Source organism: Nocardia sp. TBRC8007 (assembly GCF_056629435.1).
The window spans coordinates 83,874-108,626 of record NZ_JBWSOR010000008.1 but is presented as its reverse complement, the minus strand read 5'-3'; the positions used below and the strand labels follow the sequence as shown (position 1 = coordinate 108,626).

General features: G+C 64.6%; 28 protein-coding genes. 21 read left to right on the top strand and 7 right to left on the bottom strand.

Annotated elements, in window-relative coordinates; translation table 11 throughout:
* Window positions 1–2: 2 nt before the first annotated feature.
* Window positions 3–764, bottom strand: coding sequence for a pyrimidine reductase family protein (locus ACX4ZE_RS10380; protein ID WP_480273136.1), 762 nt, complete (start codon window positions 762–764; stop codon window positions 3–5).
* Window positions 765–799: 35 nt separating this feature from the next.
* Here ACX4ZE_RS10380 and zapE point away from each other — a divergent pair, with 35 nt between their 5' ends.
* Window positions 800–1,816: a cell division protein ZapE gene (zapE, locus tag ACX4ZE_RS10375; protein WP_480273135.1), complete on the top strand. Its 1,017-nt coding sequence runs from the start codon at window positions 800–802 to the stop codon at window positions 1,814–1,816.
* Here the strand turns inward: zapE and ACX4ZE_RS10370 are convergent.
* Window positions 1,813–2,388, bottom strand: coding sequence for a GNAT family N-acetyltransferase (locus tag ACX4ZE_RS10370; protein ID WP_480273187.1), 576 nt, complete (start codon window positions 2,386–2,388; stop codon window positions 1,813–1,815). The genes zapE and ACX4ZE_RS10370 overlap by 4 nt on opposite strands.
* A gap of 48 nt (window positions 2,389–2,436) precedes the next feature.
* On the opposite strand from ACX4ZE_RS10370, the gene ACX4ZE_RS10365 reads away from it, so the two are divergent.
* Together ACX4ZE_RS10365 and ACX4ZE_RS10360 are read left to right on the top strand one after the other, a co-directional pair.
* Complete coding sequence (locus ACX4ZE_RS10365) at window positions 2,437–2,673, top strand: hypothetical protein (RefSeq protein ID WP_480273134.1); 237 nt, start codon at window positions 2,437–2,439, stop codon at window positions 2,671–2,673.
* A gap of 10 nt (window positions 2,674–2,683) precedes the next feature.
* A complete protein-coding gene (locus ACX4ZE_RS10360; RefSeq protein ID WP_480273133.1) occupies window positions 2,684–3,655 on the top strand; it encodes a LysR family transcriptional regulator in 972 nt (323 codons plus the stop codon).
* Here ACX4ZE_RS10360 and ACX4ZE_RS10355 read toward each other — a convergent pair.
* Complete coding sequence (locus tag ACX4ZE_RS10355; protein ID WP_480273132.1) at window positions 3,622–4,704, bottom strand: hypothetical protein; 1,083 nt, start codon at window positions 4,702–4,704, stop codon at window positions 3,622–3,624. The genes ACX4ZE_RS10360 and ACX4ZE_RS10355 overlap by 34 nt on opposite strands.
* Before the next feature lie 374 nt (window positions 4,705–5,078).
* On the opposite strand from ACX4ZE_RS10355, the gene ACX4ZE_RS10350 reads away from it, so the two are divergent.
* Window positions 5,079–6,020 (top strand): hypothetical protein, encoded by a 942-nt coding sequence (locus ACX4ZE_RS10350; RefSeq protein ID WP_480273131.1) that lies wholly within the window; start codon window positions 5,079–5,081, stop codon window positions 6,018–6,020.
* On the opposite strand, the gene ACX4ZE_RS10345 is transcribed toward ACX4ZE_RS10350, so the two are convergent.
* Window positions 5,986–7,215 (bottom strand): hypothetical protein, encoded by a 1,230-nt coding sequence (locus ACX4ZE_RS10345; RefSeq protein WP_480273130.1) that lies wholly within the window; start codon window positions 7,213–7,215, stop codon window positions 5,986–5,988. The two genes, ACX4ZE_RS10350 and ACX4ZE_RS10345, sit on opposite strands and share 35 nt — an antisense overlap.
* A gap of 498 nt (window positions 7,216–7,713) precedes the next feature.
* Here ACX4ZE_RS10345 and ACX4ZE_RS10340 point away from each other — a divergent pair, with 498 nt between their 5' ends.
* Window positions 7,714–8,886, top strand: a complete 1,173-nt coding sequence (locus tag ACX4ZE_RS10340; RefSeq protein ID WP_480273129.1) for a tyrosine-type recombinase/integrase — start codon at window positions 7,714–7,716, stop codon at window positions 8,884–8,886.
* A gap of 310 nt (window positions 8,887–9,196) precedes the next feature.
* Window positions 9,197–9,739, top strand: coding sequence for an HD domain-containing protein (locus tag ACX4ZE_RS10335; RefSeq protein ID WP_480273128.1), 543 nt, complete (start codon window positions 9,197–9,199; stop codon window positions 9,737–9,739).
* Here the strand turns inward: ACX4ZE_RS10335 and ACX4ZE_RS10330 are convergent.
* Both ACX4ZE_RS10330 and ACX4ZE_RS10325 read right to left on the bottom strand, forming a co-directional pair.
* Window positions 9,732–10,202: an NUDIX hydrolase gene (locus ACX4ZE_RS10330; RefSeq protein ID WP_480273127.1), complete on the bottom strand. Its 471-nt coding sequence runs from the start codon at window positions 10,200–10,202 to the stop codon at window positions 9,732–9,734. The genes ACX4ZE_RS10335 and ACX4ZE_RS10330 overlap by 8 nt on opposite strands.
* The gene (locus ACX4ZE_RS10325; RefSeq protein ID WP_480273126.1) at window positions 10,199–10,957 is read right to left on the bottom strand and encodes a helix-turn-helix transcriptional regulator; all 759 of its coding nucleotides are present in this window, start codon (window positions 10,955–10,957) and stop codon (window positions 10,199–10,201) included. The genes ACX4ZE_RS10330 and ACX4ZE_RS10325 overlap by 4 nt, the downstream gene beginning before the upstream one ends.
* 150 nt (window positions 10,958–11,107) lie before the next feature.
* Between ACX4ZE_RS10325 and ACX4ZE_RS10320 the strand changes: the two genes are divergently transcribed.
* The 15 genes from ACX4ZE_RS10320 (at window position 11,108) to ACX4ZE_RS10250 (ending at window position 23,615) form a co-directional block, all read left to right on the top strand.
* Window positions 11,108–11,317, top strand: coding sequence for a helix-turn-helix transcriptional regulator (locus tag ACX4ZE_RS10320; RefSeq protein ID WP_480273125.1), 210 nt, complete (start codon window positions 11,108–11,110; stop codon window positions 11,315–11,317).
* 145 nt (window positions 11,318–11,462) lie between these two features.
* Window positions 11,463–11,804, top strand: coding sequence for a hypothetical protein (locus ACX4ZE_RS10315; protein WP_480273124.1), 342 nt, complete (start codon window positions 11,463–11,465; stop codon window positions 11,802–11,804).
* Window positions 11,801–12,133 (top strand): hypothetical protein, encoded by a 333-nt coding sequence (locus ACX4ZE_RS10310; RefSeq protein ID WP_480273123.1) that lies wholly within the window; start codon window positions 11,801–11,803, stop codon window positions 12,131–12,133. The genes ACX4ZE_RS10315 and ACX4ZE_RS10310 overlap by 4 nt, the downstream gene beginning before the upstream one ends.
* The gene (locus ACX4ZE_RS10305; RefSeq protein ID WP_480273122.1) at window positions 12,130–12,531 is read left to right on the top strand and encodes an RRQRL motif-containing zinc-binding protein; all 402 of its coding nucleotides are present in this window, start codon (window positions 12,130–12,132) and stop codon (window positions 12,529–12,531) included. Before ACX4ZE_RS10310 ends, ACX4ZE_RS10305 begins: the two co-directional genes overlap by 4 nt.
* Window positions 12,532–12,635: 104 nt before the next feature.
* Window positions 12,636–13,478 carry a hypothetical protein gene (locus tag ACX4ZE_RS10300; protein ID WP_480273121.1) on the top strand — a complete coding sequence of 281 codons (843 nt, stop codon included), beginning with the start codon at window positions 12,636–12,638 and terminating at the stop codon, window positions 13,476–13,478.
* Window positions 13,475–14,569 (top strand): hypothetical protein, encoded by a 1,095-nt coding sequence (locus ACX4ZE_RS10295; RefSeq protein WP_480273120.1) that lies wholly within the window; start codon window positions 13,475–13,477, stop codon window positions 14,567–14,569. The genes ACX4ZE_RS10300 and ACX4ZE_RS10295 overlap by 4 nt, the downstream gene beginning before the upstream one ends.
* The gene (locus ACX4ZE_RS10290) at window positions 14,566–16,569 is read left to right on the top strand and encodes a type IV secretory system conjugative DNA transfer family protein (RefSeq protein ID WP_480273119.1); all 2,004 of its coding nucleotides are present in this window, start codon (window positions 14,566–14,568) and stop codon (window positions 16,567–16,569) included. Before ACX4ZE_RS10295 ends, ACX4ZE_RS10290 begins: the two co-directional genes overlap by 4 nt.
* A 42-nt stretch (window positions 16,570–16,611) precedes the next feature.
* On the top strand, window positions 16,612–17,220 hold the full coding sequence (locus ACX4ZE_RS10285; RefSeq protein ID WP_480273118.1) for a hypothetical protein: 609 nt from the start codon (window positions 16,612–16,614) through the stop codon (window positions 17,218–17,220).
* A gap of 24 nt (window positions 17,221–17,244) precedes the next feature.
* Entirely contained in the window at window positions 17,245–17,823 is a 579-nt protein-coding gene (locus ACX4ZE_RS10280; RefSeq protein WP_480273117.1) for a hypothetical protein, read from the top strand.
* A gap of 116 nt (window positions 17,824–17,939) precedes the next feature.
* A complete protein-coding gene (locus tag ACX4ZE_RS10275) occupies window positions 17,940–19,958 on the top strand; it encodes a hypothetical protein (protein ID WP_480273116.1) in 2,019 nt (672 codons plus the stop codon).
* A 1-nt stretch (window position 19,959) separates the two neighbouring features.
* A complete protein-coding gene (locus ACX4ZE_RS10270; RefSeq protein ID WP_480273115.1) occupies window positions 19,960–20,364 on the top strand; it encodes a hypothetical protein in 405 nt (134 codons plus the stop codon).
* A gap of 4 nt (window positions 20,365–20,368) precedes the next feature.
* The gene (locus ACX4ZE_RS10265) at window positions 20,369–20,704 is read left to right on the top strand and encodes a hypothetical protein (protein WP_480273114.1); all 336 of its coding nucleotides are present in this window, start codon (window positions 20,369–20,371) and stop codon (window positions 20,702–20,704) included.
* Window positions 20,705–20,706: 2 nt separating this feature from the next.
* A complete protein-coding gene (locus ACX4ZE_RS10260; protein WP_480273113.1) occupies window positions 20,707–21,726 on the top strand; it encodes a toprim domain-containing protein in 1,020 nt (339 codons plus the stop codon).
* Between the two features lie 39 nt (window positions 21,727–21,765).
* Entirely contained in the window at window positions 21,766–22,686 is a 921-nt protein-coding gene (locus ACX4ZE_RS10255; RefSeq protein ID WP_480273112.1) for a DUF2637 domain-containing protein, read from the top strand.
* Window positions 22,687–22,871: 185 nt separating this feature from the next.
* Window positions 22,872–23,615, top strand: coding sequence for a DUF5131 family protein (locus ACX4ZE_RS10250; protein WP_480273111.1), 744 nt, complete (start codon window positions 22,872–22,874; stop codon window positions 23,613–23,615).
* Between the two features lie 43 nt (window positions 23,616–23,658).
* Here ACX4ZE_RS10250 and tcmP read toward each other — a convergent pair whose 3' ends face one another.
* Complete coding sequence (tcmP, locus tag ACX4ZE_RS10245) at window positions 23,659–24,645, bottom strand: three-Cys-motif partner protein TcmP (protein ID WP_480273110.1); 987 nt, start codon at window positions 24,643–24,645, stop codon at window positions 23,659–23,661.
* Between the last annotated feature and the right edge of the window lie 108 nt (window positions 24,646–24,753).

Sequence of the window (24,753 nt, the reverse complement as noted above, 5' to 3'; positions counted from 1 at the left end):
GTTCAGCGACGGGTCCACCGGGTGAGTACGGTGCCGTCGTCGTCCAGCAGGATATGCGCGCGGGTCATCCGAGTGCAGAATTCGCGCGGTGACAGGGAGATTCGCTGTGCGGTACCGCCGACGAGCACCGGTGCGGTGGTCACGCAGAACTCGTCGATCACATCGGCTTCCAGCAGTTCCCCGATCAGCTGGGGCCCGCCCTCGACCAGTACCCGCAGCAGGCCGCGCATGGCCAGTGCGCGCAGCAGGCCTCTGGGCGTTACCGCGAAGTCACCTGCCTTGATCACGTCGGCACCTGCGTCGATCAGCCGCTGGGTACGATCGGCTGGGGCGGCGGCGGTCGTGATGATCAGCGGTGGTATCCGGGTATCGGTGAACAAGCGCGTGCCCGGCTCGATCGCCGCGCTTGCTGTGACCACCGCGATCGGCGGCGGCGTGCCATCCGGATGGCCGCCGATGCCGCGTTCGTAGAATGCGCGCCGTCGGCGCGGGTCGGTGCGTGCTCCACCATAGTCCTCCGCCCGTGCGGTGCCCGCGCCGACCACGATGACGTCCGCGAGTTCGCGCAGTGCCATGAACACCATCTTGTCGGCCGGGGTGCCGAGTCCACCAGACAGATTTTCGCTGGTCGCCGCACCGTCGATGCTGGAGACGAGATTGGCGCGGACCCAAGGCGCGTCGAGTCTTCCGGGGAAGGCGTACAACTGTGCAAGGTGGTCCGGGCTCAGTTCTGTGAGCTGGATCGCATTGTGGCTACGCTGCATGACACCAGATCACATCATGTCTTTAGGCTTCGTTCATGCAAGCACGCCTCGTCGATCGTCATCCGGAGGTTCCGGCCGATCAACTCGTCGCCCAGATGGTGCCCCCGCCCATGTTCGACGAGGTGAGTTTCGCCTCCTACCTTCCCGACCCAGGAGAGCCCAGCCAGTCCGCCGCGGTCCGGAACGCCGAGGAATTCGCCGGTCGTGTGGCCGCGTTCGGTAAGGCTACGCGGCGCAAGGGCCTTTTTGGAAAGAAGAAGCAGGTCAGCGGTATCGGTCTCTATCTGGACGGTGGTTTCGGTGTCGGCAAAACCCATTTGCTGGCCTCGATCTTCCACAGTGCTCCCGCGCCCAGATCTTTCGGCACTTTCGGTGAGCTGACCAATCTGGTGGGCGCCCTCGGTTTCGGTAACGCGGTCGAACGGCTCTCGCGCAACAGCGTGCTGTGTATCGACGAGTTCGAACTCGATGATCCGGGCGACACCATGCTGGTCTCTCGGCTGTTGACAGAACTGTCCGCGAGTGGAGTATCGATCGCCGCCACATCCAATACCCTGCCTGGTCAGCTGGGCGAAGGGCGCTTCGCCGCTCAGGATTTCATGCGTGAGATCAAGAAACTCGGTGCCATCTTCGAGTCGGTACGTGTCGATGGGCCGGATTACCGCCACCGCGACCTGCCGCCCGCGCCGGAGCCGACCCCAACAGAGGTACTGGTCGAACAGGCTGTGGCAACGGTGGGCTCCACGCTTGATGAGTTCGATGCGTTGCTGCGACACCTGAGCACATTGCACCCGTCGAAATACGGTGCGCTGATCTCCGGAGTGTCGGCGGCGTTCATCACGAACGTGCACCCGGTTACCGATCAAGCGGTGGCGCTGCGTATTGTGGTGCTGGCCGATCGACTCTATGACGCGGGCATTCCGGTTACGGTGTCGGGTGCGAAGCTCGACGAGATCTTCTCCGCAGAGATGCTCGAAGGCGGCTATCGCAAGAAATACCTGCGAGCCATCTCGCGACTACTCGCGCTGTCGCGATTCGAAGTTGCCGTCTAACGCGGTGTGCCGCGACCTCTGGTGGGTTGGGCAGGGAAGACCAGCCGCATCACATAGTCATGGTGCCGCTGGTCGCCGACGGTAAACGTCCTCGCTCCGGCCACGGTGAAGCCATGCTTGGCGTAGAAGCGCTGGGCCCGGATGTTCTCCTGGTTGACCCCCAGCCACACTCCTGGATAGCTTTCATCCCGCGCCCACTGCAAAGCGGTTCGCATGAGTGTGGTGGACACCCCGGTGCCATGATGGCCGGAGAGCACGTACATCTTGCTGATTTCGGCTACCGGGTGCAGGCCGACCACTTCGGCCACTGCGGAATCCGAGGGTTCGCCCCCGACCAGCATCGCGTAGCCGATGATGTCGTCGTCCGCAACCGCCTTGAACACGATTCGCGCTGGATCGCTCAGGTATTCGCCGAAGCGCTCGTCCGACAAGGCGTCGGTGATGAAGCTCTCGATGTCAGCAGGCGCCGCGTCAGGAGGGCATGCGAGCGGAAAGGTAGCCGCTGCAATGCCGCTGAGGGCTTCCGCATCCCAAAGCCCCGCTCGATCGACGATAACTGGAGAATTACTCATTCTTTCATCCGCGCGCATGATCGGCAGCGTACTCGGCTGGAGACCCCAGTGGCTCCGAAGGCGGCGCCCGCGGTACAGCTGACTACCGGACGATTACTCCAGGCCGAGTTCGTGGTGTGTGCGAACGGTTTCCAGCAGCGCGTGCCCTTCCTCACCTCGCATGTGCGGCACAAATCGCCCGATGGGCGGGGTAGCTTCCGGTTGTACCGCCAGAAACGGGTGGTGATGAGACGCGCACTGGGTTGTCGCTCGCACAATGCCAGGATTCAGTCATTGCGTTGGTGATAATTCAGAGATGGAAGCGCTGGATATGAACCTGCTCGTGGCTCTGGACGCGTTGCTGGATACCAACAGCGTGACTCTGGCCGCGCAGCGCCTCGATACTTCGCCACCCGCGATGAGCCGGACGCTGGCTCGTTTGCGTCGAGTGCTCGGCGACCCGCTGTTTGTACGCGCAGGTCGAGCACTGGTGCCGACGCCACGTGCGCTGGAACTACGTTCCGAGGTCGGCGCGCTGGTCGCACGGGGTCGTGCGTTGTTGGCTCCGAGCGGTGCGGGCGATCCCACGGCGCTGCGCCGGGTCTTCGCGGTCCAGGTAGGCGATATGGTGCTTCCGGAACTGGCCGCGCCGCTGCTGGTCGCGGTGCGGGCCCGAGCGCCCGGCGTGACATTGCGCTTTGTGCCCGACACTTTCGAAGGTGCCGCCGCACTGCGGGATGGACGTATCGATCTCGAGGTCGGTGTGATCGACCAGAGTAACCCGGAGACCATGGTGCGCAGAGTGCTCGCCGATCGGGTGATCGGGGTGGCTACCGTGGACCACCCGTTGGTCACAGACCGTGTCACCGTGGCCGCCTACGCCGCAGCACGGCATTTGAGTGTTTCGCGCAATGGTCGCGTGCATGATCCGATCGACGACCGCCTCGCGCTGCACGGCCGGACACGCCAGGTGGTGGCCACCGTGCCGACTCTGACCAGCGCGCTGTTCGCGGTGCGCGGCAGCGATCTGGTCTGCCCGGCGCCTGCGGTGCTGAGCGCCGCTACGTTGCCCGCGATCGGGTTGGGTGTGTTCGAGATCCCGCTACCACTGCCGGAAATCGCCATCGGAATAGCTTGGCATCCGCGTAACACCGCCGATCGAGGCCACCGCTGGCTACGCGATCTCGTCCAAGAGACCTTGCTCGGCTCGGCGACCGCGGCCCGCTTATCGAGATGGCAGCATGGCGAGGGCATTCAGGAGACAGGAGGGGAGCTGGAGAGCCGGTAGCCGACCGGCCCATGTTGTGCGTCGACGCGTTCGGGTCGATGACCGTTCTGGGGCGTTTCACCAGTAGGCGGTCCGAAGATATCCGAGCGGTCGAGCGGAGCCGCCGCCGTCCGCTTGAGCTCATCGAGCATGGCCTGCAGTTTGTCGACATGGGTGTTCTCGACCGGTGCGCGATCTTCCTCGGCGGCGCGATGTGCGCCGATGAGCTCCACGGAATGGTCGCTGTTCATGGTCTCATTCTCGGCGGGACCGCGGCCTCGGTCCGGCTCGGTGCCCGCAGCGGGCATCACGGCGTCCTGATGCGCTGTGTTTTCGGGCGAGGAGTGCGCGGGCGGTGATGCGGCGGGTTCGCGAGCCACTGCGGGTGTCTGCTGCAGTCCGGGCTGGGCCGTCGCGGTGGGTTCACGTAATGATCGTATGGCGAAGGCTCGTCCCGATTTACGCGATGCCAGGTCGAGGCGCTGCGGTGTCGCTTCACGGGGAGCCGGCGCGGTGAAGCGACTGCGGGAGACAGCGTCCGATTTCGGTGCGGTCGCGGCGGGCTCGCTGGGCGGAGTGGATCCTTCCCTTGTGGTGGAATCGGATTCGGGTGCTGTGTGCACCGACTGTCGTGGGACGTCATGCGGCCGCGTGTCGCACCGGGGATCAGCAGGCGCGCGATTCATGCTCTGCCACGGGGCCGGTGCTGTTCCAGGGGTGTCTCGGGTGTTCGGGGTGCCCCGATCCGGCTGTCGCTCGGCCGGGGGTTCCGTGGTTTGGCTCGGCGTGCCCACACTGCTGGATTCCAGGTACTCGACTCTGGTATCGATGCCCGAAATATCTTGTCCGGTACGGAAAGCCCATGCCTCCAGCACGGCCAGCCGGTCCTCCATCGTCTGTTCGTTCGGCACGACGGGCGTGTCGTCTATCCGGGCCGCTATCGCGTCCAGCTTCTCGCCGACCTCCCGGAGAGCCGATGCGATACCCGACAACAGTGTGCCGATCGACTCGCCGGTGTGTTGACCGTGCTCCATCTCGTACCCACTTTCCCGTATCGGACCAGCCCGCATTCGGCCGGACGATTCTATCTGTCTGGTTGGACATTCGTGGCTTGCGAAGAATCGGCGCGCACCGATCCATTGATCTGATCGAAGCAGCGTAGGCCCACAGATTTTCGCACGCACAGCCGGAGTGGGCGGCGATCCGGTTTGTCCGTACGATTCGTCAGCGCATCGACTGGCTGTTTTCCTCGTGCACCAGGGTATGTGTCCGCACCACAGCGTATTTCGGCGATCAGGTGTTGTGACAGCCCGGAGGCGGTGCGGCGGGCTTGTCGGTGGCTACGGCGTATCCGGGCGGGGTTGGCGTGGCGAACGAACCTGACGCACCCTTGATCTATGGCGTGGGTCACCGGGCCTGCGGTGGTTTGTGCTGGAGTGGTCGCGTGAGAACGAAGCAGCGAGCGGAGATCTGCGGGCGCCGAGCGATGCTCGCCGAACTAGGTCTCGGGGACGGTTCCGGCCGGATACGAGAGTCGTCGAACAGCTATGCCTGTGCCTGTCCGGAATGCTCAGCCACACAATGGGATGTGCGGCGGCTCGAGCACTGGCTGTGTGGCAGGCTGCTCGCCTACGGGGCCGACGAAGCCGAGGTGGGTCGGCGCATCGGGACTCAACGGGTAGACGTCTACTGGCGCAAGGGTGATCGTAGGTATGCGATAGAGGTCCGTCGGAGCCCGCTGGAGCGCAGGCTCGCCCAAGAACACACTGCTCGGCTACGTGCCGCGGGCTGCACGGATGTGCTGTGGCTGTGCCCGCCCGGACACTGGGTACCGCATCTGCACGCGCTGGGTATCGCGGATTTCGCTCCCGCGGCGTGTGATTACCGCGCGATCAGCGGGGTGCTGGACACCGAGCATGCGATGGCTGCACCGAGGCGCGATCCGGTAGAACTGCGTAAGTTCATTGCCGGGTGGGTGCGCGGCAATGTTGTCTGGGGCTATCGGGATGAGCGCACAGGAGGCTGGGCCACGGTGAGCGACTGGGAACATCACACGAGGACACAGGCCGCTGTCCTCGCCAGGCAGCGCCAAGAGCTGGTCAACCAGCGCACTGCGCTGGCATTGACCCGGACATCGCTGCGGCACGAACAGAAGCACGTGGCGAAGCTCACCGCCCGGTTGGACCGTGCGGAGCTGGCCGCACAGGAACAGGCTGCCGCTTTGGCCGCCGCTCAGCGCTTGATCGCCGATCACCACCGGCTGGACACGGCCCTGCGCACTATCATCGCCAAGCTCGAGCAGACTATCGGCCACTGGCAGTTGACCACGGTCTGTGCAATGCTGCTGCTCGTCACGTTCCTGTTAGCGGCGATAGTGGTGCGCTGAGTCGGAAGGGGGCTCGCTCCCAACGCCATTCGTTGTGCAGAACCAGGGCGAGGAGATCCAGCATTTCCAGACCAGTTCTCGCGCGCACCGCGCATAGCTCGGCCCAATGTACCGGGCCGCGTTCGACCTGTTGCCGTAACATCTGCGCGCTCGCCGTGCGGACCGGTCGCGTAACCAAGTCGGGAATGCCGATGCTGCTACCGGTCCAAGTCAGCCAGCCCCAGCCGTTGGCGTGCGCGTACGCGCTGCTCGCGGTCGCTTTCACCCGATTGACATGGAAGCCGACATGACCGAGCGGCTCGACGTCGATCAGCACCACCCGGCCATCGGTGAGCCGGGCGGCGGCACTCGGATAGTGCACTCGCTCGGCATCGTCGAGGTTGTAGCGGATCATCACTGGTTGTTCCTGGAACGACTCGACCAATCCACTTACGTTGAGAATCCACAGTAGCCTGGCTTCCAGGCCGGAATCGAACGGTACTTCGCGGCCGACTTTGTTCAGGTAGAAGTGCCCGCGGCTGTTGTCGATGTCTGTTGCGCGCGCCGACGTAGCGGGGATCGGGGCCGCAGCGCGCATGGTGGGCCAACAGATTTGCCCTATCCAGCGGTTCAGCTGATCGGTCTCGCGCGGTTGGACATCGTGCAGTTTGGCCAGACGGCTACTGGTCTTCTTCTGCCAGGCCGCGATGCGTTGGGTGACGAATCCGGCGATCCGCTTCGCGTCCTCGGCCGCATGTCCGCCCAGCCGCAGTTTCAGGTACGACAGTTCGCCTGCGGCGATATCGGTGTCGGTCACATATGTCTCCACCAAGAGCGCGCGCACCAGTTTCCTATCCCTGGCGTCGAGCGGGTATCGGGTGCGCAACACCATTTCGGCGCGGTGCCCGGATTGTTGTGCCATCCGGATCAGCTGGCCGACCGCCTTGGTGTGCAGTTGTCGCACGCGATCCCGGGACAGGTCGTAGCGGACGCCGAGGTGAGTCAGGGTTTCGGGTTTCTCCCCGCCGATCCCGAGCCGAGCTGTGAGCAACTCGGCATCCTTGGCCTTGCGATCAGCCCGCATCGCGATCAACTCGCCGAGTGCTTCGTTGACCTCTTCGAGCTCGAAAGAAATATTGTTCCGCAGGTCGAGCGACTCGGGATCGGTGTGATCGTCAGGCGCCTGCCCCTGCGCAGCTTCTGGATTGATCGTCACGCGGGCAACCCCTTATCCGCACTGGTACTGTGCGGTACAGCGTAGCCTTCTTCGTGCCCAGCCGAATGCTGTCCCGAGGTTGGTCGGTGAGGTGACGAATCGGTTACGTCCTCCTCTGAGGAAGCCGGGAAACCTCAGAGGCTGCCGATACGCTTCATACCGCAGTGCGGGGACCTCACCGAACGGCACTGCTGGGCTGGGAAGGTCTTCCTGGATCGGGAATGTGACTATCGGAAGAAACCTCTGGCCGATTTCCTGGCCAGGGGCTATTTTCTCGATCTTTCTCTGGTGCGCGATACTGGGATTGAACCAGTATCTTTCTCTCTTCGGTCGCTGTGCGCAGATCCTGGATCTATACTCGATTTTGACCACCTGAACTGCTGATTTACCGTGTGACACTTGCTGACATCTGGTGTCATAGATAGACATTGGACGGGCATGGATTGGGCATTTTCGGCTCTATTGGGCACAGATTGGGCACAATGAGAAGGGGTGGCGATGGCACGAAAAGACGGCGAGTCCAAGCGTTCGTTCGGAACGCTGCGGCAGCTGAACTCCGGCCGATGGCAAGCGCGCTATACCGGTCCCGACTTGCGGCGCTATAAGGCTCCGAAGACCTTCGCGACTGATGACGATGCCAAAACTTGGCTGCGTGGAGTACACCGGACGATCAACGATGGTCTGTGGACATCGCCATCCGCGGCCCGGGCATCCAAATCGGGGTTCACCCTGGCGGAGTATGCCGACGAGTGGTTGAAGCATCGGATGGTCCGTGGTCGTCCGCTCAAACAGCGAACGAGGGACCACTACCGCGACCTCCTGGACGATCACATACTCCCTGAACTCGGAATGCTGCCGATACGGTCGATAACCCGCGAGGATGTCGAGGCGTGGTATCAACAGACGCTCGTGGACCGTCCCACGTACCGATCGCACGCGTACTCGCTGTTGCGGACCATTCTCGGCACAGCAGAGGACGAGCAGCGGATTTCGGTGAACCCTGTGCGGATCCGCGGCGCTGGATCTGTTGAACCTGCACATGAGGCTCCGCCTGCGACGCTCGAGGAGCTTGCTGTAATCGTCTCGAGCATGCCTGCGCGACTACAGCTCATGGTTCAGCTCGCAGCATGGTGCGCACTCCGATTCGGAGAGTTGACCGAGCTGCGGCGAGAGAACGTCGTGGTTGCCAAGAATCGAATAACGCTCAACATCCGTTCGGGTGCGGTCAGGACGAAGGACGGAAGGAAGGCGGAAACCACGAAATCACGTGCTGGTGTCCGACCGGTGACCGTCCCGCCGCATTTGCGCGACGATGTCATCGAGCACCTTCGCGCCCACACAGGCCGCGAGCGCACCGCTCTGCTCTTTCCGGCGAATCACGGGGGCTACCTGGCTCCGTCGACGCTGTATCGGCACTTCTACAAAGGACGCACAGCAGCGGGCAGGCCTGATCTCCACTTCCACGATCTCAGGGTCACCGGCGCAACGATGGCGGCTGTGGCCGGTGCAACGCTGAAGGAGCTCCAGGCGCGGCTGGGGCACAGCACGGTGGCGGCCGCCATGCGTTATCAGCGGGTTGCGCAGGATCGCGATGCCAGTCTTGCGCAGAAGCTGTCGGCGTTGGCCGAGGGCCGTGCTGGTCAGTCCGGTCAGTCATCAACAGCCGGGTAGCTTGCCATCGCGGATGCGGGCCGCCCGGTAGTGGACACCACCGACATCATCGCCCAGGCCGGACAGATCACCGTGCGAGGCATCCTGTTCAGCGCGAGAGTGCGGAGTCAGCGCGCATACCCGCGCCAGATCGGTCGGTCGCGCAGGACCCGCCAGAACGTCATCAGGTCGCCGTCGAGATCGTTGACCGTCTCCATCTTCGCCGCGGGCTTGGCCAGCAGCACGGCCAACCTCATGAGATGGCACAGCTGGCAATCGAGCGCACGTACGAAGCCTCCGCGGCTGATGTGCGGCTTACTAGACTCGCGGCATGACGTGTTTCGCAGCATGGGCGGAAGAGCTGGCACGTGCGCAACTGGCATCGTCTCTACCGCGTCGCTGGTCACACGTTGAGGGTGTGGCTCGGCAGGCTCGGCGAGCCGCCGGCATGGTCGACAATGCTGACGAGTTGTTGGCAGCTGCCTGGCTGCATGACATCGGTTATGCGCCCGATCTGGTCCAGACGGGATTCCACCCGGTCGATGGTGCTCGCTTTCTTCGTGATCACGGCGCCTCGGATCGTCTCTGCGCGCTGGTGGCAAACCACTCGTGCGCCTGTGTCGAGGCACGGCGGCGGGGTGTACCGCTGAACTGGCCCGACGAGCAGACTCCCCTGCGGGATGCGCTGTGGTGGGCTGATATGACGACAACGCCGGATGGGATGCCGACCACCGTGGCGGACAGGCTCGGCGAAGTCCGTGCCAGGTATGGAGGTCAGCATGTCGTGACCTTGTCGGTTCAAGAGGCTGAGCCGGCACTACTCGCCGCTGTCGCGAGGACAGAAAAACGCTTGTCGATCAGTGCGGCTATGTGAAGTAGGGATCGGGCCCGCCGCGTAATCCCTGCTCGATCCGTAGCCTGATCGACGGGTGTATGTCCAGGGTGGCGAGGTCATGCGGGTCGACCCATCTGACCTCTTTCGATTCAGCGCTCGGACGCATTTCGCCGCCGATGGGTTCGGCGAAGAAGCAGATCGAGAATTCTTGGCGGACCTCGCCATCGTCATATGAGATCACATGATCTGGGTCGGAGAAGATCCCGATCATCCCGGTCACCTCGATATCGATTCCGGTCTCCTCCTGGACTTCGCGAATGACTGCGGCGGATACTGTCTCCCCGACCTCTTGGCCGCCGCCAGGTATCGAGTACTTGTCGTTATCCGTGCGATGGATCATGAGTATGCGGCTCTGCTCATCTCGCACGAGAGCGCTGACCGCCACTTTCAGACTGTTGGCGTGGGGAGCATTCGGATCGTGATAGTGATCTGTTCGGGTCATTCATTGTTCCTCGTGAAGTCGGAGGGTGTGGAATTCGCCCATACGTGCTCGAAGCTGGTCATGTAGGTCTCGAACAAGTCGCCATTCGGGAGACGACGGAGGTGCAGTGCTGGTGCCTGGGCTCCGGGGAGGCCATATACGTGCATATTGACGATCATTTCGTCGTCGAACCGGAAGACCGAGTTGTACAGCGTCGTTTCGTGGAACCGGACCTCGACTCCTTCCATGGAGGCCAGCGGTTCGATCAGCGCCAAAGCGTTCTTGATCCGCGCAGGCACTGTCCCAGCGGCCAGCCGCTCTTCGCTGCTGCGTTTGGTTGCTTCTGGCGCCGATGGATCGCCGAACAGCATGCGGATAGAGACGCCCTGTTTCGTTTTCTGCTTGATCGTCCTCGCGAGTGATGCATCCTCGGCAAGGAATAGTCCCGCTAGAACGAGGATGTCGACGCGTTCCACAACATCCGACAGAAGCCTGGTCCACAAATCGGCGGGGACTGAATTTCGGTGCGGATATACCTTGATGACTTCTGACTCTGAGACCTGGGCGCGTCGCTCTGGGGCAATCGCGTTGGGCCACAGGTAGTTCTCGGACTCGCGGACCAGCGACGCGATGGTGTGGCGGTGTCGAGGATATGGGATGCGGCCCTTTGTGATCCATCGTTCGACAGTCTTCTGGTCGACGCCGGTTTTCTCTGCGACCTGGTCGATATCCAGCCCATTGCGCAGCAGTGCGTCACGAAGTCGTTCGTTCGCCATACGAACCCCCGGGGGACGAGTAGGGACGTCTTGAGTTTACATGAGACGTCTGCACTCGTCCATCTATGTGGTGCTCGGGTTCGGCAAATTCCTGAAAAGTGCCTAAATGCAGGGCATTTCGTTCCCTGTTAGTTCAGGAAAGGACGTGAGATGACAAAGCGGCATTCTGCGCCACTGCCACGGAAACTGATCACTCTCCGAGAAGCGGCGGCCCAGCTGACACTCAGCGTTCGAACGCTGGAACGCCTTATCTCGGCAGGAGATTTGCAGGCGTACAAGGTCGGTGCACGATCGGTGCGAGTAGATCCTGATGACCTGGCGCGTTTGGTTCGTCCCCTGAATCACGGCGGAGCGGCGTGATGCGCGCCCGGACGTTCGGTTTCGCTGTAGCGGCAGTGTCGGTCGGATTCCTCTTATTGACCAACCCGGGAGTGGTCGGGTTCACGGTGTTGTTGCTGGGTGCGTTTGCGTTCTGGCGGTCGTCGCGGCGGTGGGGGGTTCGGCGATGAGCGCGCCGTGGCGGCAGGATCCGCCTGTTCAGGGGTATACGGTCACTCATTTCGAGCGTGGCCGCAGCCCGCATAACCCGTTGCATTCGATGGCTGGTCCGGAGTTCACCGGTACGGCTGCGGTGTTCGCTCCGTTGGGTGTGTTGCCGCCGATGATGCGGGTCGCTGCGGTCGGTGTGTTGTTGCTGGTGGCGATGGGTGGCTGCACGGCGGCGTGGATCGATCAGCAGCATTATGTGCCGTCGCCGAATATCTGCCGTTCGGTGGATGCCGGGGTGCCGGCGGAGCCGGTGAGGTCCTGTGTTCCGCGTGAGCAGGCACAGGAGGTGGCGCGGTGAGCGCGCCGGACCGTCGCCGAGAACGAGCAGAGCTGGAGGCGGAGGAAGCCCGCTTGAACCTCGTTCAGGGTGTGCTGGTCGACATGGTGGGCGCCGCTGATGATGCGTCGGAATCGAAGGATTACTGCGGCAACGATTTCGAGATGTCGAGGGTGCGGCACGTTGGGGATGCCAGCGCGCAGGTGCACGCCGAGTGGGTCGCGGTGTGGAACCGAGTGCTCGACTACCGCCACGCTCCGGCGTCGGCGGCGAAGATCCGCGCCCAGGCCACCGCTGGCTGGGGTCGTCTGCGGCGGGAGCGTTCCCGCGGGGTCGGGCGGTCGCGATGAGCAGGTTTCACGATCCGGATGGCAAGAGGCTCGGTATCCCGACCTGGCCGTGGGGGCTTGCGCCGCAGCATTTGCGGACTCGCCGGCAGTTGGCGCGGGAGGGTAAGAGCCCGGGCGGTGAGTACGAGGCGCAGGTGTTGCGGGCGCGGGGTGGTTCGCGGGGGCCGTTGAAGGCGTACTTGTACGACGCCGATTCCGCGGTGCCGAAGCGTGTTGTGTCCGAGGCGCAACTGGAGGCGTTGCAGCTGGCGCGTTGGCAGCGGTCGGTGGCCGCATGCGAGCGCCACGGGATCGACGCGACTGAGATGCGGGAGTTCATCCAGCAGGCTCGTGTGGATATCGCTGCGCGCCGCCGATCGGCTGGTATCAGCCGTGCGGGCAGGGAGCGGAGCCGATGAGCGCCGCGGGTCGGTTCCCGGTGTGCCGGTGTGGGTGCGGTGGTCCGGGCAGCGAGGGGCGAGGCTTGTGTGTGCCTGCTTATAACCGGCTGCGGCGTCGTCAGATGGCGTACGGGCGGTGGCAGCCGCGCGTCGAAGCTGAGCAGGCGCGGGCGCATGTCGAGCGGTTACTGGGTGCGGGGTTGCGTAGGGCGCATGTGGCGGAGCTGGCTGGGGTCAGCAAGGCCACGGTCGCGAACGTCGCCCGTGGCGGTACCGAACGGATCAGCGCCGAGGTCGAACGCGCGCTCCTCGCTGTCGAGGTCCCGGAACGCGCCGCGGATGTCGCTGCCGGGAATGCGCGGGTGTCGATTACTGGTGCTCGTCGGCGGGTGCAGGCACTGGTGGCGTTCGGGTATCCGCAAGCGCATTTGGCGCGGGAGCTGGGGATCAATCCGAGCCATGCGATGTTCGGGGCGTTGGTGCAGCGCCGTCTGCCGGTGGAGCACACCGGGCAGACGATTTCCGCGGAGCGGGAACGGGCGATCAAGGCCCTGTTCGACCGGCTGCAGCTGACCCCGGGGCCGTCGCAGCGGGCCCGCGACTACGGGCGCGAACGGGGGTGGGCGCTGCCGTTCGAGTGGGAAGAAACCGCACTCGACGACCCGCACGGCACGCCACAGCGAGCGCGCTGGACACCACTGACGCGTACCCAGCGCCGCGACGCCCGCCGGGAGCAGGTCACGGCATTGACCGCACGAGGGCTGTCGGCTGAGCAGATCGCCGATCGGCTCGGGACCACAGCCCGCACCGTCGTCCGCGACCGCGGCGAAGCGACGAACAGCGAACACGTTGACGCGAAGCGTGTTTCGGAGATGGAGGTCATGGGTGAGGTGGCGGTGCGGGCGCGCCGCGATATCGCCGCCCGTCGTGGTGGGGGTGTCAAGGAAAGGGAGCGAACCCGATGAACCACAACACGAAAACGGGCACGCGGCCGGATCGCTATGCCGGATTGGAGTTCGACTACCGCGATCAGATCATCACCGGTCTGCGTGCGACCGGCGCGACGTATCGGGAGATCGCTCACATGCTGGGTATCCGGGCGCGGCAGGTCGAGCAGGTCCTCGGTGAAGTCGCCGCGTTCCGGTCCCGGCAGATGAGCCAGGCCGAGATCGCCCGGCGGGTCGGGTTGCCGCGCACCACTGTCCAGGATCTGCTGCGCGCGGAGCGGGTGAGCCGGTCGACGCCGCGGAAGACGCAGGCGTTGCGCGGGCTGGTGGACATGCACGGCATGCAGCTGGATGTGCTGGGCTGGTTTCTGGGCATGGAACGCAACCACGTCTACAGCCTGGCAAAACAGTTGCACGACGAGGGCCGTATCTACGACCTCGACGATGTGCAGGCGGGGGAGAAGTGGGTGGTGCCCACGCGGGTGACTGCCGCCCGTTACCTCGGATGGCGCCCCGCCGACTGGCATCCGCCGCTGGGGTTGGTCGAGCACTACAGGGCGGTGGCCCAAGCCCGGATCATGCTTGTCGGCGCTGACCCGCAGCTGTGGGTATCGGAGCGGACACTGCGGCACCGGGTCGCGCCGGTCGCCACCGGTAAAGGCAAGACCGGTGAGGTGGAGGTGTCCACGGGAGTCGAGCCGCGGTTGGGTCGCCCGCATGTGCATGACGGCCGGTTCCTCGGTGTGGTGAAGGGGCGCCACGGCTGGTGGGCGGTCGAGGTCGAGTTGTCCAAGAAGGACCCCGAGTACATGGATATCGCGCTGCGAGGCGCGATCCGCGCCGCCCGCGACAGCCGCGAGGAGGCGATGATCGGCGTGCTGTACCTGTGCCGCACCCCCTCCGTTTACAACAACGTCAACGCCGCCTCGGAGCGGTTGCCGGACAACGAATTCGGTGATCTCGCCCTGGATCTTGTGATTCGGGATTTCGACAGCGAGTGGGCGAGGTTCCTGCCTCGTTATGCCGCGTTGCGCGAAGCCGCCAAGCAACAGAGCTCGAATCGGCGTCGCCGCAGGCTCGTTCATCTCCCTCAGGAAGCAGCATCATGAGCAACCCGAATTGCACGCCGATCCTCACTCGCGACGACTGCGATCCCCTGCATACCGCCACCCCGACCACAGCCGCGGCGCCTGCGATCGAGCAGGCCCCGCCGCCGTCGGGCGGTATCCATCCGGAGAAGCCACCGATCGGGCAGCTCGACGGTATCGATCTGCCCGACCTGTCCGCGGTCGGTGATTTCGCGGCCACGGCGACAGTGTGTGGCTTGGTGATCGTGGCCATGCTGGTCATGATCGTCGCAGTGGCGGCACGGTGGCCGCTGGCACCGCACCGGCTGCGGAACTTCGCCATCGCCTCACTGCTGTTGCCGGCCACTTCGGCACTGGCAGGCGGTTCTTGGACCACCCCCGCCTCTCTGTTGTGGTCCGGTGCCGCCCAGCTCGCCGAGGGTGACTGGTCCGGGCTGCGGATGATGCTCGCTCTCGGCGCTCCGTTCGCGGCGCTGACCGCGACGTATGTGTGGGCGAAGTTCGTGCACAAAACCCACACCGTTGGGTTGAAGTCGCTGGGGCGCACAGAGCGGGTGAAGGACGCGATGCTTGCCCGCCAGTTCGCCAGAGCGACGAGAACCGCGCGGCTGGGTGCGCCCTACACCACGGCGGAGGGAATCGTGCTCGGTCCGCTGGCCAACCGCGCCACCGCGAAGGCCCCCGGTTTGTGGCAGGAACTGACGGTGCGGCACCAGCAGTGGATGGTGATCCCGCATAAGCAGGCCCGCCGCCACCTCGCCGTCGTCGCGACCACAGGTGGCGGGAAAACCGAGCTGATCAAACGGTATTTCGCCGGGATGCTCGAATATGAGTGGACTCGCTGGCAGACCTGGAAAGACGTCCCAGGGATGCGGAGCAAGCATCCGCGCCCGCTGCAGGTGCTCATCTCCTGCAAAGGTGGGTTGGACGATGAGGAACTCGGCCGCGAGATCCGCGGCATCGCCGTCCACCGGGGTATCGATCCCGCCCGTATCGCGATTGTGCGACCTGGTGGGGATCGGCTGGAGATGTGGAAGCCGCTGTCCGCGCGGGACATGTGGGGTGTGGTCGGGGACCTGCTGAATGCCGGGCAGGCGACCACCAGCGAGGGCCAGCATTTCGACGAGATGCGCCGTCGCATCGTCTCTCTCGTGGTCAACGCTCCGGTCGGGCCGCCACAGTCCTCGGCGGAGTTCCTGGAACGGTTGAACGCCGACATCCTGCTCGATATCTGGGGCGGCGCCCCCGACGTCAAACGGATGATCGCCGCGTTGCAGGCGGAGAAGGTGCCGCAGCTGGACGACGCGCTGATCAAGGCCAGCAATCTGTTCGATCTGCTGCAGGACCACAACGGGCAGTTCGTGTTCGACGGCGGCAAAAGCCTCGACGACCTCGACGTGCTGTATGTGACCGTGCCCGGGTTGGACAAGGACGCCGCCCGCGCCCAGGTCGCCGCCATCCTGCGCATGGTCATGCTGCGCGCCGGGCGCACCGCCAAAGACCAGCGCCGGTCGGTGACGATGATCATCGACGAGGTTTCGGCGACCACCACCGAGCAAGGGGCTATCGGGCTGGTCGATGTGTGCGAGCGGGGCCGCTCCCAAGGAGTGGCGTTGCTGTTCGCCGCCCAATCCCAAGAAGGGCTCGCCCGCGATGAGTGGAACCTCAAACGGCTGCTCAAAGCATGCGCGGGTGGGTTGATCCTCGGCTACAACGAGAACGCCGGCGACCTGTGCGAACACCTCGGCTCCGTGCACGGAATGCTGCCGTCGCGGCATCTGATCAAAGGCCAGCGCACCGGCGACGAAGGGCAGGTCTCGATCGGCGATAAGTGGCTGATCAGCCCAGATGTGCTGCGGCAACTCGACACCGGCGAATTCGTCTACGGCCGCGGCCGCCGCGCCCAATGGGGCCACATCGTGCCGGTCCAACCGACCGAACTCACCCTACTGCCGGGCACCGAAGCCGCCACGAAGACCGCAGGCACACCGCAGATCCCCGGCGATACCGCCGTCGCCTGACCACTATCCGCAATCCGACCACACCGTTCGAGAGGCACCACGATGCGCATCATCCGCGACAACAACGACCACAACGACGAAGACCCCGACGAGTACCGCCGCCCCGCCAGCGAGCGGAACCAAGCCGAGATCCTCGCCGAAGAAATCGAGGACTACCTCGCCGACGTCCTGGCCTGCGCCGCACCCGACATCGAGGACCTCGAATCGCCCGAACCACAGTCACGACCCACGCTGCGCCTGGTCAAGACCGACACCGACGCGACCGAGCCCGCTGAGCGAGACAAGCCGCTCGATCCGGAGACATTCACCGCGGCCGGGCGGGCAGTACGGCGGCGAATGGTGCGCGGGGCGGCGGGCGGCTCCGCTGTTGTGGTCACCGCAACCATGCTCGCCACCTGGGGGCAGCCATGGATCGTAGCCGGTCCTCTCGCCGCCTACGGCACGGCATGGCTGGGCTACCTGTGGTGGAACGCCGCGCTGCGCCCGAGCCTTCCCGACGTCATCGCCACCGTCACCAGGGGCACCGGCGCGGTATTCACCGTCGCCCTCACCATCCTCGCCGCGATCGTGCACACCCTGGTCGGCCGCATCGACACCTCCCGCACCCGACACGAAACCAGCCGCACCACCCCCACTTCCCCGTCCCTGTAATTGCTGAAAGGAACACCGAAAATCATGAACCACACTGATATCCGCCCCGCCGCGATCGGCATCACCGCCGGTGTGAGCGTATTCGCCGCGTTGGTCGCCTGGGTCGAGCTCGACCCATGGCACATCGTCACCGAGCATCTGGCCCGCCGCCAGCTCACCCCCGACGAACGCCACGCACTGGATCGCGCCGTCGCCGAGCAGGCCGAGAACGACGAGGCGTATCGCGTCATGAACGCCGAGCGCGAGCAGCAGATCGCCGAAGAGCGTGCCCGCGTCGCTGCGGGATTCCGCCCGGACCGGCTCACCACATCCGGGGCAAGCACCGTCACGGAGTTGGGTCTGCAGGAGCTGGTAGACGAGATCATTCACGCCGAGCAGGCACTGCGCATCCACTGGGATGCCGAACTGAGCGCCCATGGGATGGCCCTACGCGAGGAGTGGCGCCGCCGCGACCACTACCAGAACCGATACAAGCTCCCACGCGCCGAGCAGTTGCGCCATGACATCGCCCACGCACAGATCTCCGCGGCCCGCCATCGGCCGTGGGGAGAGATACCCCCGGATCTTTTTCCGTCGGCGCCGACACCGGAATTCGGCCAGTGAGCAGAACCCCGATGTTCGACGACACGAACAACCCGATCCTGCCGATTCCGGGCGAACTGGACCAGCAGTTACCCGACCGATCCCGATAACCCTCTTCTCCGAGAAAGGACCCTCTCATGTCTGACCGCAGTGTCGAAGACGAGATGATCGCCGAGGCCCACAAGTTCGGGCACTCCCTGACGCATCTGCTTCGTATGCACGCCCAAGCCGCCACCTGGTTGGAACGGCGCCGAGCGCGTAAGCAGATCAGCCTGGCGTTGCGCGAGCAGCGCCGCGCCGAGGAAACCGCCCGTGAGCACCGGTTGGTGTGGACCCAGCAGATGGTCGACCGCTACCGCGCCCACGCCCTGGTGGTCGCCGAGCGCGCGGAAGACCCGAACATCGATCACAAACGCCGCTACCGCGACACCCAAGCACTCAACCGGCACGCCGACGACCTGCGCGCCCGCATCGTGGCCAATGACCGGCTGACAAGAACCGAGCAGGGCATCGCCCTGGACGGTCTGGACGCCGCGACGACATTCCCGCAGTTCGAGCCGGGCCGGTTATTCCACCAGGCGCACAAGGTCCGCGGCATAGACGCGTTGAAATACCGGGCGCAGGTCGCCCGCACCATCCTCGAGCTGGGCCACAACCTACAGCACCAGCAAGCGCAGCAGGGGCTCGACGCCGCGCGTCGCGCCGCCGCCGAGGCCGCGCTGCTGGAGCGGATCGACGCGGCTCAGGTCACCCGTTATCGCTACAGCGCGCAGATGACCTGGACCGACCCGGACGGTGGCGTGCTCACCGAGTTCCGGTCGTTCGCCACCGAGCACACCGCGACCGACTGGTTGCAGCGCACCATCGGCCACACGAGGTGGGCGGAGGGCACCAACCTCCAGGTCCAGACCATCGATACCTTCAATGCCGCCACGCAATACGTCGACCACGGCCGCCCCGAGGCCGTCGCCGAGCAGCTCGCAGCCCGGGAAGCTGTGCTGCGGGAGCGGACGCTGTCCGGGCGGCTACACCGCGAAGATTTCACACTGCAGGCCAGCCAGGCGGAGCGGATAGAGCCACGGTTCGACAGCACCGTCACCTACCTGCCCGAGCACGCCAATCAGGTGGTGCACGAGCATGATGTGCGCGCCACCCAATCCGAGTCCGCGCAATGGACTGCCCAGCAGCTGGCCGGGATTCGGCCGGCACCGGGCACCACCGTGCACGTCGCCGCCTACAGATACGACAACGAGGGCCATCAAGTACCGGTGTTCCGCGCCGAGGGTGGCCCGTCGATGGTCGCCGGCGAGGTGACTCAATGGCGGGAAGATATCGAGCGCGCCGAGCAGGCCCGGCCCGCCGAGCGTGGGCAGCAGCGGCAGGCCCGCACCGAGCGCACCGGCGAGCGTGAGGGCCAGGGCGACAGCGGCGATGAGCTGCGAGCCCAGATCGACCAGATGCACCACCGGCAGCAGCAGAGGGAGCAGGACCAGGCCGTCACCGACGCCACGTCAGCCCGTGGCGAGCGTGACGAGCATCTGCGTGGAGTCGACCGCACCGACCCACCTCCTGAACAACCCCGCACCGACCACGACCGGCTCGCGCAGGTCGAATGCCAGCTCCGCGACCTCCGTGCCGATCGTGACAGGCTCGGTTCACGGGTGGAGATGCTGCAACGCGGCCTGGATACGGTTACCGCCGACCGTGACGAGGTCCGCCGCAAGCTCGACACCGCCGAGGCCCGGACCGAGGCGTTGAAGAACCACAACCTGCGTCTCGCGGCCGAAAACAGCCAACTGCGTGAGCATCCCGGAATCGACCAAATCGTCGCCGAACGCGACCGGCTGAAGAACGAACGCGACGAGGCCGTACGCAAACTCATCGAATTCACCCCCGAATCCCAGCGTTATGGCAACCGCGCGCGCACCAACAGCAACGGCGGTGGCCAGGATGAGCCGACACCGACGCTGGAACAGCTTCGGGGGATGGTGCCGCCCAGCAGCGACCCCGCCGATCACGGGCCGGTCGGTAAACGCGCCAGCTACCTCCGCGACTTCGGCGCCCGTGATCGGGATAAGGCCGGCCCCGATACCCAGTCCTGGCCGCATCCAGGACGTAACGGGCACGGGCGCAACGGTATCGACAGGAGCCGGTGACATGGAACGCGAGCATGAGGAAGCGATGCACAGCGAGTTCGCGCAATACACCCAGCTCACCGGGCAGCTGTACCGGACGGGTATCACAGACACCGAAATCGACCGGATCCTGCAGCGCAGCCGCGAGATCAAGCAGCGTTGGGACAATGGCCCGCACGCCGAACACTGGGGCTACCTCAACAACGTCTATCAGGACTGGCGGAGGGCTCCGGGCACCATGCTGCGGCTGGTGGACGACATCGCCCACAACAACGGCGGCAGTGCCACCGACCTGCAATACCGCAGCCTGCGTCACGCCGGACAACTCGCTGCCCGTGACAGCCGGGCCGTACGCGAGGCGGTCGAACACCACACCAACCCCCTCGTGCAGCCCGCACGTGGTCGTGGCGTGCAGCGGAGGCGGTGAAGTGATGCATATCGAGCACGAGGAAGCGATGCGGGAGGCGTTCACCGAGGTTGATCGCCTGTCGCGGCTGCGGGATCGCCCGGGCGCCGGCGAAGCCGAGGTCTACAGTCTCCACACCCAACAGGAGACGATCGACCGCCGGTGGCGCAACGGCCCGTACCCGGGGGAGTTGAAGTACCTGAAAGACGCCCACGACCGATGGGCGCGCACACCGAGCGATATGCGCCGGATGCTCGCCGCACCGGGCGCGGCCCGATTGGACGGAGTGCAACGACGCAGTATCGAGCAGGCCCGCATCCTCACCGCCGCCCACCGGCCGACAATCGAGCGGGGGCGGTGACGATGACGACATCACAACCGTCGCAGGGGCGTTCGTACGAGGTCGTGACCGAGGCCCTGGCCAGACGGGTAGGCCCGGCCCGGTACCCGCGGCAACCGCAGCAGTGGACGAACTACCTGTGCCCTGTGCACGAAGGCGACGGCCACCACCACAACCCCAGCCTCGGTGTGCGGTACGACCCACGACAGGGCAAAACGATGGTGCGTTGCTGGGCCCGCTGCGACGACCAGGACGTCCTCGACCGGATCGGGCTGCGGGTACGCGACCTGTGGGACCGGCTCCCCGACCGCGACCCGCACCGGCGTGCAAGCATCGGTGGGCACGGACAGCGGTACGGCGTCACTGAACGCCGTCCGTCGACCCCGCTCGAACGTGCCATCGCCGTCGCGCAATTCCCGATACCGGCGAAGCGGGATCTGGGGGCGCAGACCGGGCGCCCGCAGAACGTGTGCACTTACGTCTACAAATGGCCCGATGGACGGGTCGAGGGCGCAGTCACTCGGGTACACACCCCACACGAACACGGCCACGCCAAAAGCTTCTGGCAGGCCCACTGGACCGGGACCGAATGGGTGAAGGAAGGTTTCGCGCCGATCCCATGGAAACTCACCGACATCCGCGAAGCCCTCGACACCGGTAGAGAGATCTACGTCTGCGAAGGCGAGAAGGACGTGCAACGGGCCAACCGGGCCGGGCTGATCGCGACCTGCAACGCGATGGGCGCCGGGTCCTGGACCCCGCAGCACGCCCGCTGGTTGGCCGGCGCGGGGCGGGTGATCGTGATCGCCGATCGTGACTGCCCCGGCTACCAGCACGCCGCCAAAGTCGCCGACACCCTCACCGACCACGTCGGCGAAATCCGCGTTCTGCAAGCCCGCTCCGGCAAGGACCTGTCCGACCACTTCGATGCCGGATACGACCTGTCCGACCTCGGACCGGTCCCGCACCTGGACCGGCCACAACAGGCGGAATTTCGGCCCGCGCCCGCGAATCTTCGGAGGACGCAAGCCCGCAGTCGGTGATTGCTCCGCACCGATCACACCAGAGGAGAACCCTGAACTATGACCGAGAGCGTGACCGGTGCGGAGGCGGTGCGCAGCAACGATGCTGCGCACCGCAGCGCACCGAATGATGCGAAGCCCGGTGCGCGGACGCGAGAGGAAGTGTCGGCGATCCGGTTCTTTTGGGGCGAGTTGCTGTTGGTCGCAGCGATGTCGATCGCGGGCAACATCGTGCATGCTTGGATCAACGCACCGGCCGGAAAACAGTGGGTTGCGGCGTTCGTCGCGTCCTTCCCGCCGATCGCGCTGCTGGCAGCAACCCACGGTGTGGGGCTGCTCGTGCGTGCCCAGAACAAGGCCCGGCTGGCGTATTGGTCTGTTGTCGCACTGACAGCGGCTATCGCGGTGATCGCATTCCGGCTGTCGTTCGACGCGTTACGGGAGTTGTCGATACAAGTCGGGATGAGCGAACACCTGGCGTTCCTTTTCCCGCTGATCATCGACGGCGCCATCGGACAAGCCACCGTCGCTCTGCTGGTGCTGGCGCGCACCGACCGCATCAACACCGAACCAGCGGTGCGTACAGTGCCTGAACCGGTGCACAGGCCTGAACCGGTACGCACCATCTCTGTGCGCGAGGTACAAACCGAATCCTGTTCGACCACCAGTGAACTCACTGCCCGGCATGACCTTTCGAAGGTGGACGGTGCACAGCAGGTCGAGATCGGAGCCGCTGCGCAACCGCAAAGCACCGAATCGGTGCTGAGCATCGATCGGTGGGCAGCGGTTGCTGAGCAGGTGTGCAGCGCCGACCCATCCGGACGCCGCGATCCTGATACCGTGACCGAGATCCTGCGTCTGCGCCATGAGGAAGGGTGGTCCCATGCACAGATCGCCGACCGGTTCGAGGTCAGCAAGTCTGCGGTGACGCGGACCCTGACCGCGGCGCGGCAGTTTGCTGGCGAAAGAGTTGCCCAGTGACCAGTACGGGTGAGGTCCGTTGTCCGATGACTCGGTCGCTGTGTGCCGTAGTCAGTTCGTCAAGGTTCCTGGACGCTTCGGTAGGTCGAGCAGTACACAGTTTGTTTGTATCGTGTCCACACCGCGCGAGTATCTACTAAGAATTGCCGTAGTGGCATAGTGTCGAGACTGAGGGAGGAGGTGTCATGTCGGATAAGTCGGCGATCGAGTGGACCGAGGCGACTTGGAACCCGGTGACCGGGTGCGACCGTGTCTCGGCAGGATGCGATCACTGTTATGCGATGGTGTTGGCGAAACGATTGAAATCTATGGGCGCGGACAAATACCAGAAGGATGGCGATCCGCGCACTTCAGGACCTGGATTTGGGGTGACGTTGCATCCGCAATCATTGGATGTACCGCGGCGATGGCGAGCACCGAGGGTTGTGTTTGTGAACTCGATGTCGGATCTGTTTCACGCGAAGGTCCCCGTGGGGTTTATCCGTGAGGTATTCGACGTAATGCGGGAGACGCCGCAGCACACCTATCAGGTGTTGACCAAACGTTCGTTGCGGCTCAAACGCCTTGCTGACAAGCTGGATTGGCCGACCAATGTGTGGATGGGGGTGTCGGTGGAGAACACCGACTATCTGGAGCGTGTCGACCACTTGCGAGCGGTTCCGGCTGCGGTGAGGTTCCTGTCGTGTGAACCGTTGTTGGGTCCACTCGATGGGCTCGACCTCGCCGGGATCGGATGGGTGATTGCCGGCGGCGAGTCGGGGACGGGTCACCGTCCGCTGGATCCGGAATGGGTCCGTGATATTCGTGACAATTGTAATGCCGCGGGAGTACCGTTCTTCTTCAAGCAATGGGGTGGACGAACTCCGAAATCCCTTGGCCGCGAACTCGACGGCCAACTGTGGGACGGAATGCCAGCCTTGACCGCCTGAGTGCACCCGATTCGACTGAGCCCCGCCCTACACGTGGCGGGGCTCAGTCACGTTCGGACCACCAATCGCGGTCGGACGGATTCCAGTATGGTTCGGGGCGCCACAAGATATCGCCGCTGACTTGCGGTTCAGCTGATTCAGGGATTGGGAACAAGCCTTCGGTGCCGGCTCGACGCTCACGATCCATCTTCGCCAGCCTTCGGGCTTCGCGTTGCATGGCAGGTTCACGTTCGGCGGCCCGCTTGTATAGGTGGCGCATGATCTTGTCGCCTGCGGGGTGATCGGTGGCAAAGATCATGTCGTAGATCGTGGTCCCGTTTTCCATCCGCATAGGGATCCGATGAGTGTAGGCATAGCCGAGATCCTTGGCCATCCGAAAACGCATCAGATTGGTCATCTCCTCGCGGTACTCATCCGGTGTGATGGAGTTGCCTTCGCGAGCATCTTGGATGTTCAGCCAGTTCCGCGTCCCGTACAAACGGGTGACGCGTTCGCGGAAGGCGCCGCTGTTCGTTCCCCTGGTCGAAACGCCTTTCGCGGTCATCGTCGGCGACATCAGTAGCCAGAGTTCCGGTTTGGTCCGAGCCGTAAGCCCCTTGAACTGTGCGATCTTGGCCAGAGTTTCCCACCAGACCTCGGCAGCCTGTTGATCGATGAACGCGAAGGTCGGTGCCCAACTGAGTGGGCGAAGACGGTCGAGCGCTGCGTCTATCGTGACGTTACTGTCACCGGGAACAACTTCGAAGGACTTGTCCGGGAACTGCGCCGTGAGGGCAGCATCTAAGCGTGCTGCGTTGGGGGGTAGTTCGAAGAAGACATGGCGTGTGAAACCTGGCTCTGCGGAGAGTACCCGCCGCGCCGAGCCATCAATCTTTTCGCCGGTGAGGCGCTCCTCGTTTTCAGGGCGCCCGGCCATGAGGTCCAGATAAAGTCGCTCAGACCTCTTCTTCGACGCGGTGTTGAACGCTGGCGCGTAGTCGCCGAGTATCTGAAGCTTGTTCTTCGTCCAGTAGGACCACTTGCGAGCCACCCCAACCTCCCGGCACCCCTGCCCGACTCCGTCCTAAGCGAGTCTGACCGACCATCCGAGGGTACCGTCCCGACGCTCAGATTAGGTCTGAAAGTGCCTGATTCGCTG

Excerpts from the sequence above, each read along its gene's own strand:
- ACX4ZE_RS10265 (WP_480273114.1), top strand. The coding sequence starts at position 20,369 with ATGCATATCGAGCACGAGGAAGCGATGCGGGAGGCGTTCACCGAGGTT.
- ACX4ZE_RS10255 (WP_480273112.1), top strand. The coding sequence starts at position 21,766 with ATGACCGAGAGCGTGACCGGTGCGGAGGCGGTGCGCAGCAACGATGCT.
- ACX4ZE_RS10355 (WP_480273132.1), bottom strand. The coding sequence starts at position 4,704 with ATGCGGGCTGGTCCGATACGGGAAAGTGGGTACGAGATGGAGCACGGT.
- ACX4ZE_RS10275 (WP_480273116.1), top strand. The coding sequence starts at position 17,940 with ATGTCTGACCGCAGTGTCGAAGACGAGATGATCGCCGAGGCCCACAAG.
- ACX4ZE_RS10320 (WP_480273125.1), top strand. The coding sequence starts at position 11,108 with ATGACAAAGCGGCATTCTGCGCCACTGCCACGGAAACTGATCACTCTC.
- ACX4ZE_RS10280 (WP_480273117.1), top strand. The coding sequence starts at position 17,245 with ATGAACCACACTGATATCCGCCCCGCCGCGATCGGCATCACCGCCGGT.
- ACX4ZE_RS10285 (WP_480273118.1), top strand. The coding sequence starts at position 16,612 with ATGCGCATCATCCGCGACAACAACGACCACAACGACGAAGACCCCGAC.
- ACX4ZE_RS10250 (WP_480273111.1), top strand. The coding sequence starts at position 22,872 with ATGTCGGATAAGTCGGCGATCGAGTGGACCGAGGCGACTTGGAACCCG.
- zapE (WP_480273135.1), top strand. The coding sequence starts at position 800 with ATGCAAGCACGCCTCGTCGATCGTCATCCGGAGGTTCCGGCCGATCAA.
- ACX4ZE_RS10290 (WP_480273119.1), top strand. The coding sequence starts at position 14,566 with ATGAGCAACCCGAATTGCACGCCGATCCTCACTCGCGACGACTGCGAT.
- ACX4ZE_RS10380 (WP_480273136.1), bottom strand. The coding sequence starts at position 764 with ATGCAGCGTAGCCACAATGCGATCCAGCTCACAGAACTGAGCCCGGAC.
- ACX4ZE_RS10300 (WP_480273121.1), top strand. The coding sequence starts at position 12,636 with ATGGCGTACGGGCGGTGGCAGCCGCGCGTCGAAGCTGAGCAGGCGCGG.
- ACX4ZE_RS10305 (WP_480273122.1), top strand. The coding sequence starts at position 12,130 with ATGAGCAGGTTTCACGATCCGGATGGCAAGAGGCTCGGTATCCCGACC.
- ACX4ZE_RS10335 (WP_480273128.1), top strand. The coding sequence starts at position 9,197 with ATGACGTGTTTCGCAGCATGGGCGGAAGAGCTGGCACGTGCGCAACTG.
- ACX4ZE_RS10370 (WP_480273187.1), bottom strand. The coding sequence starts at position 2,388 with ATGAGTAATTCTCCAGTTATCGTCGATCGAGCGGGGCTTTGGGATGCG.
- ACX4ZE_RS10325 (WP_480273126.1), bottom strand. The coding sequence starts at position 10,957 with ATGGCGAACGAACGACTTCGTGACGCACTGCTGCGCAATGGGCTGGAT.
- ACX4ZE_RS10360 (WP_480273133.1), top strand. The coding sequence starts at position 2,684 with ATGGAAGCGCTGGATATGAACCTGCTCGTGGCTCTGGACGCGTTGCTG.
- ACX4ZE_RS10270 (WP_480273115.1), top strand. The coding sequence starts at position 19,960 with ATGGAACGCGAGCATGAGGAAGCGATGCACAGCGAGTTCGCGCAATAC.
- ACX4ZE_RS10330 (WP_480273127.1), bottom strand. The coding sequence starts at position 10,202 with ATGACCCGAACAGATCACTATCACGATCCGAATGCTCCCCACGCCAAC.
- ACX4ZE_RS10295 (WP_480273120.1), top strand. The coding sequence starts at position 13,475 with ATGAACCACAACACGAAAACGGGCACGCGGCCGGATCGCTATGCCGGA.
- ACX4ZE_RS10340 (WP_480273129.1), top strand. The coding sequence starts at position 7,714 with ATGGCACGAAAAGACGGCGAGTCCAAGCGTTCGTTCGGAACGCTGCGG.
- ACX4ZE_RS10260 (WP_480273113.1), top strand. The coding sequence starts at position 20,707 with ATGACGACATCACAACCGTCGCAGGGGCGTTCGTACGAGGTCGTGACC.
- ACX4ZE_RS10315 (WP_480273124.1), top strand. The coding sequence starts at position 11,463 with ATGAGCGCGCCGTGGCGGCAGGATCCGCCTGTTCAGGGGTATACGGTC.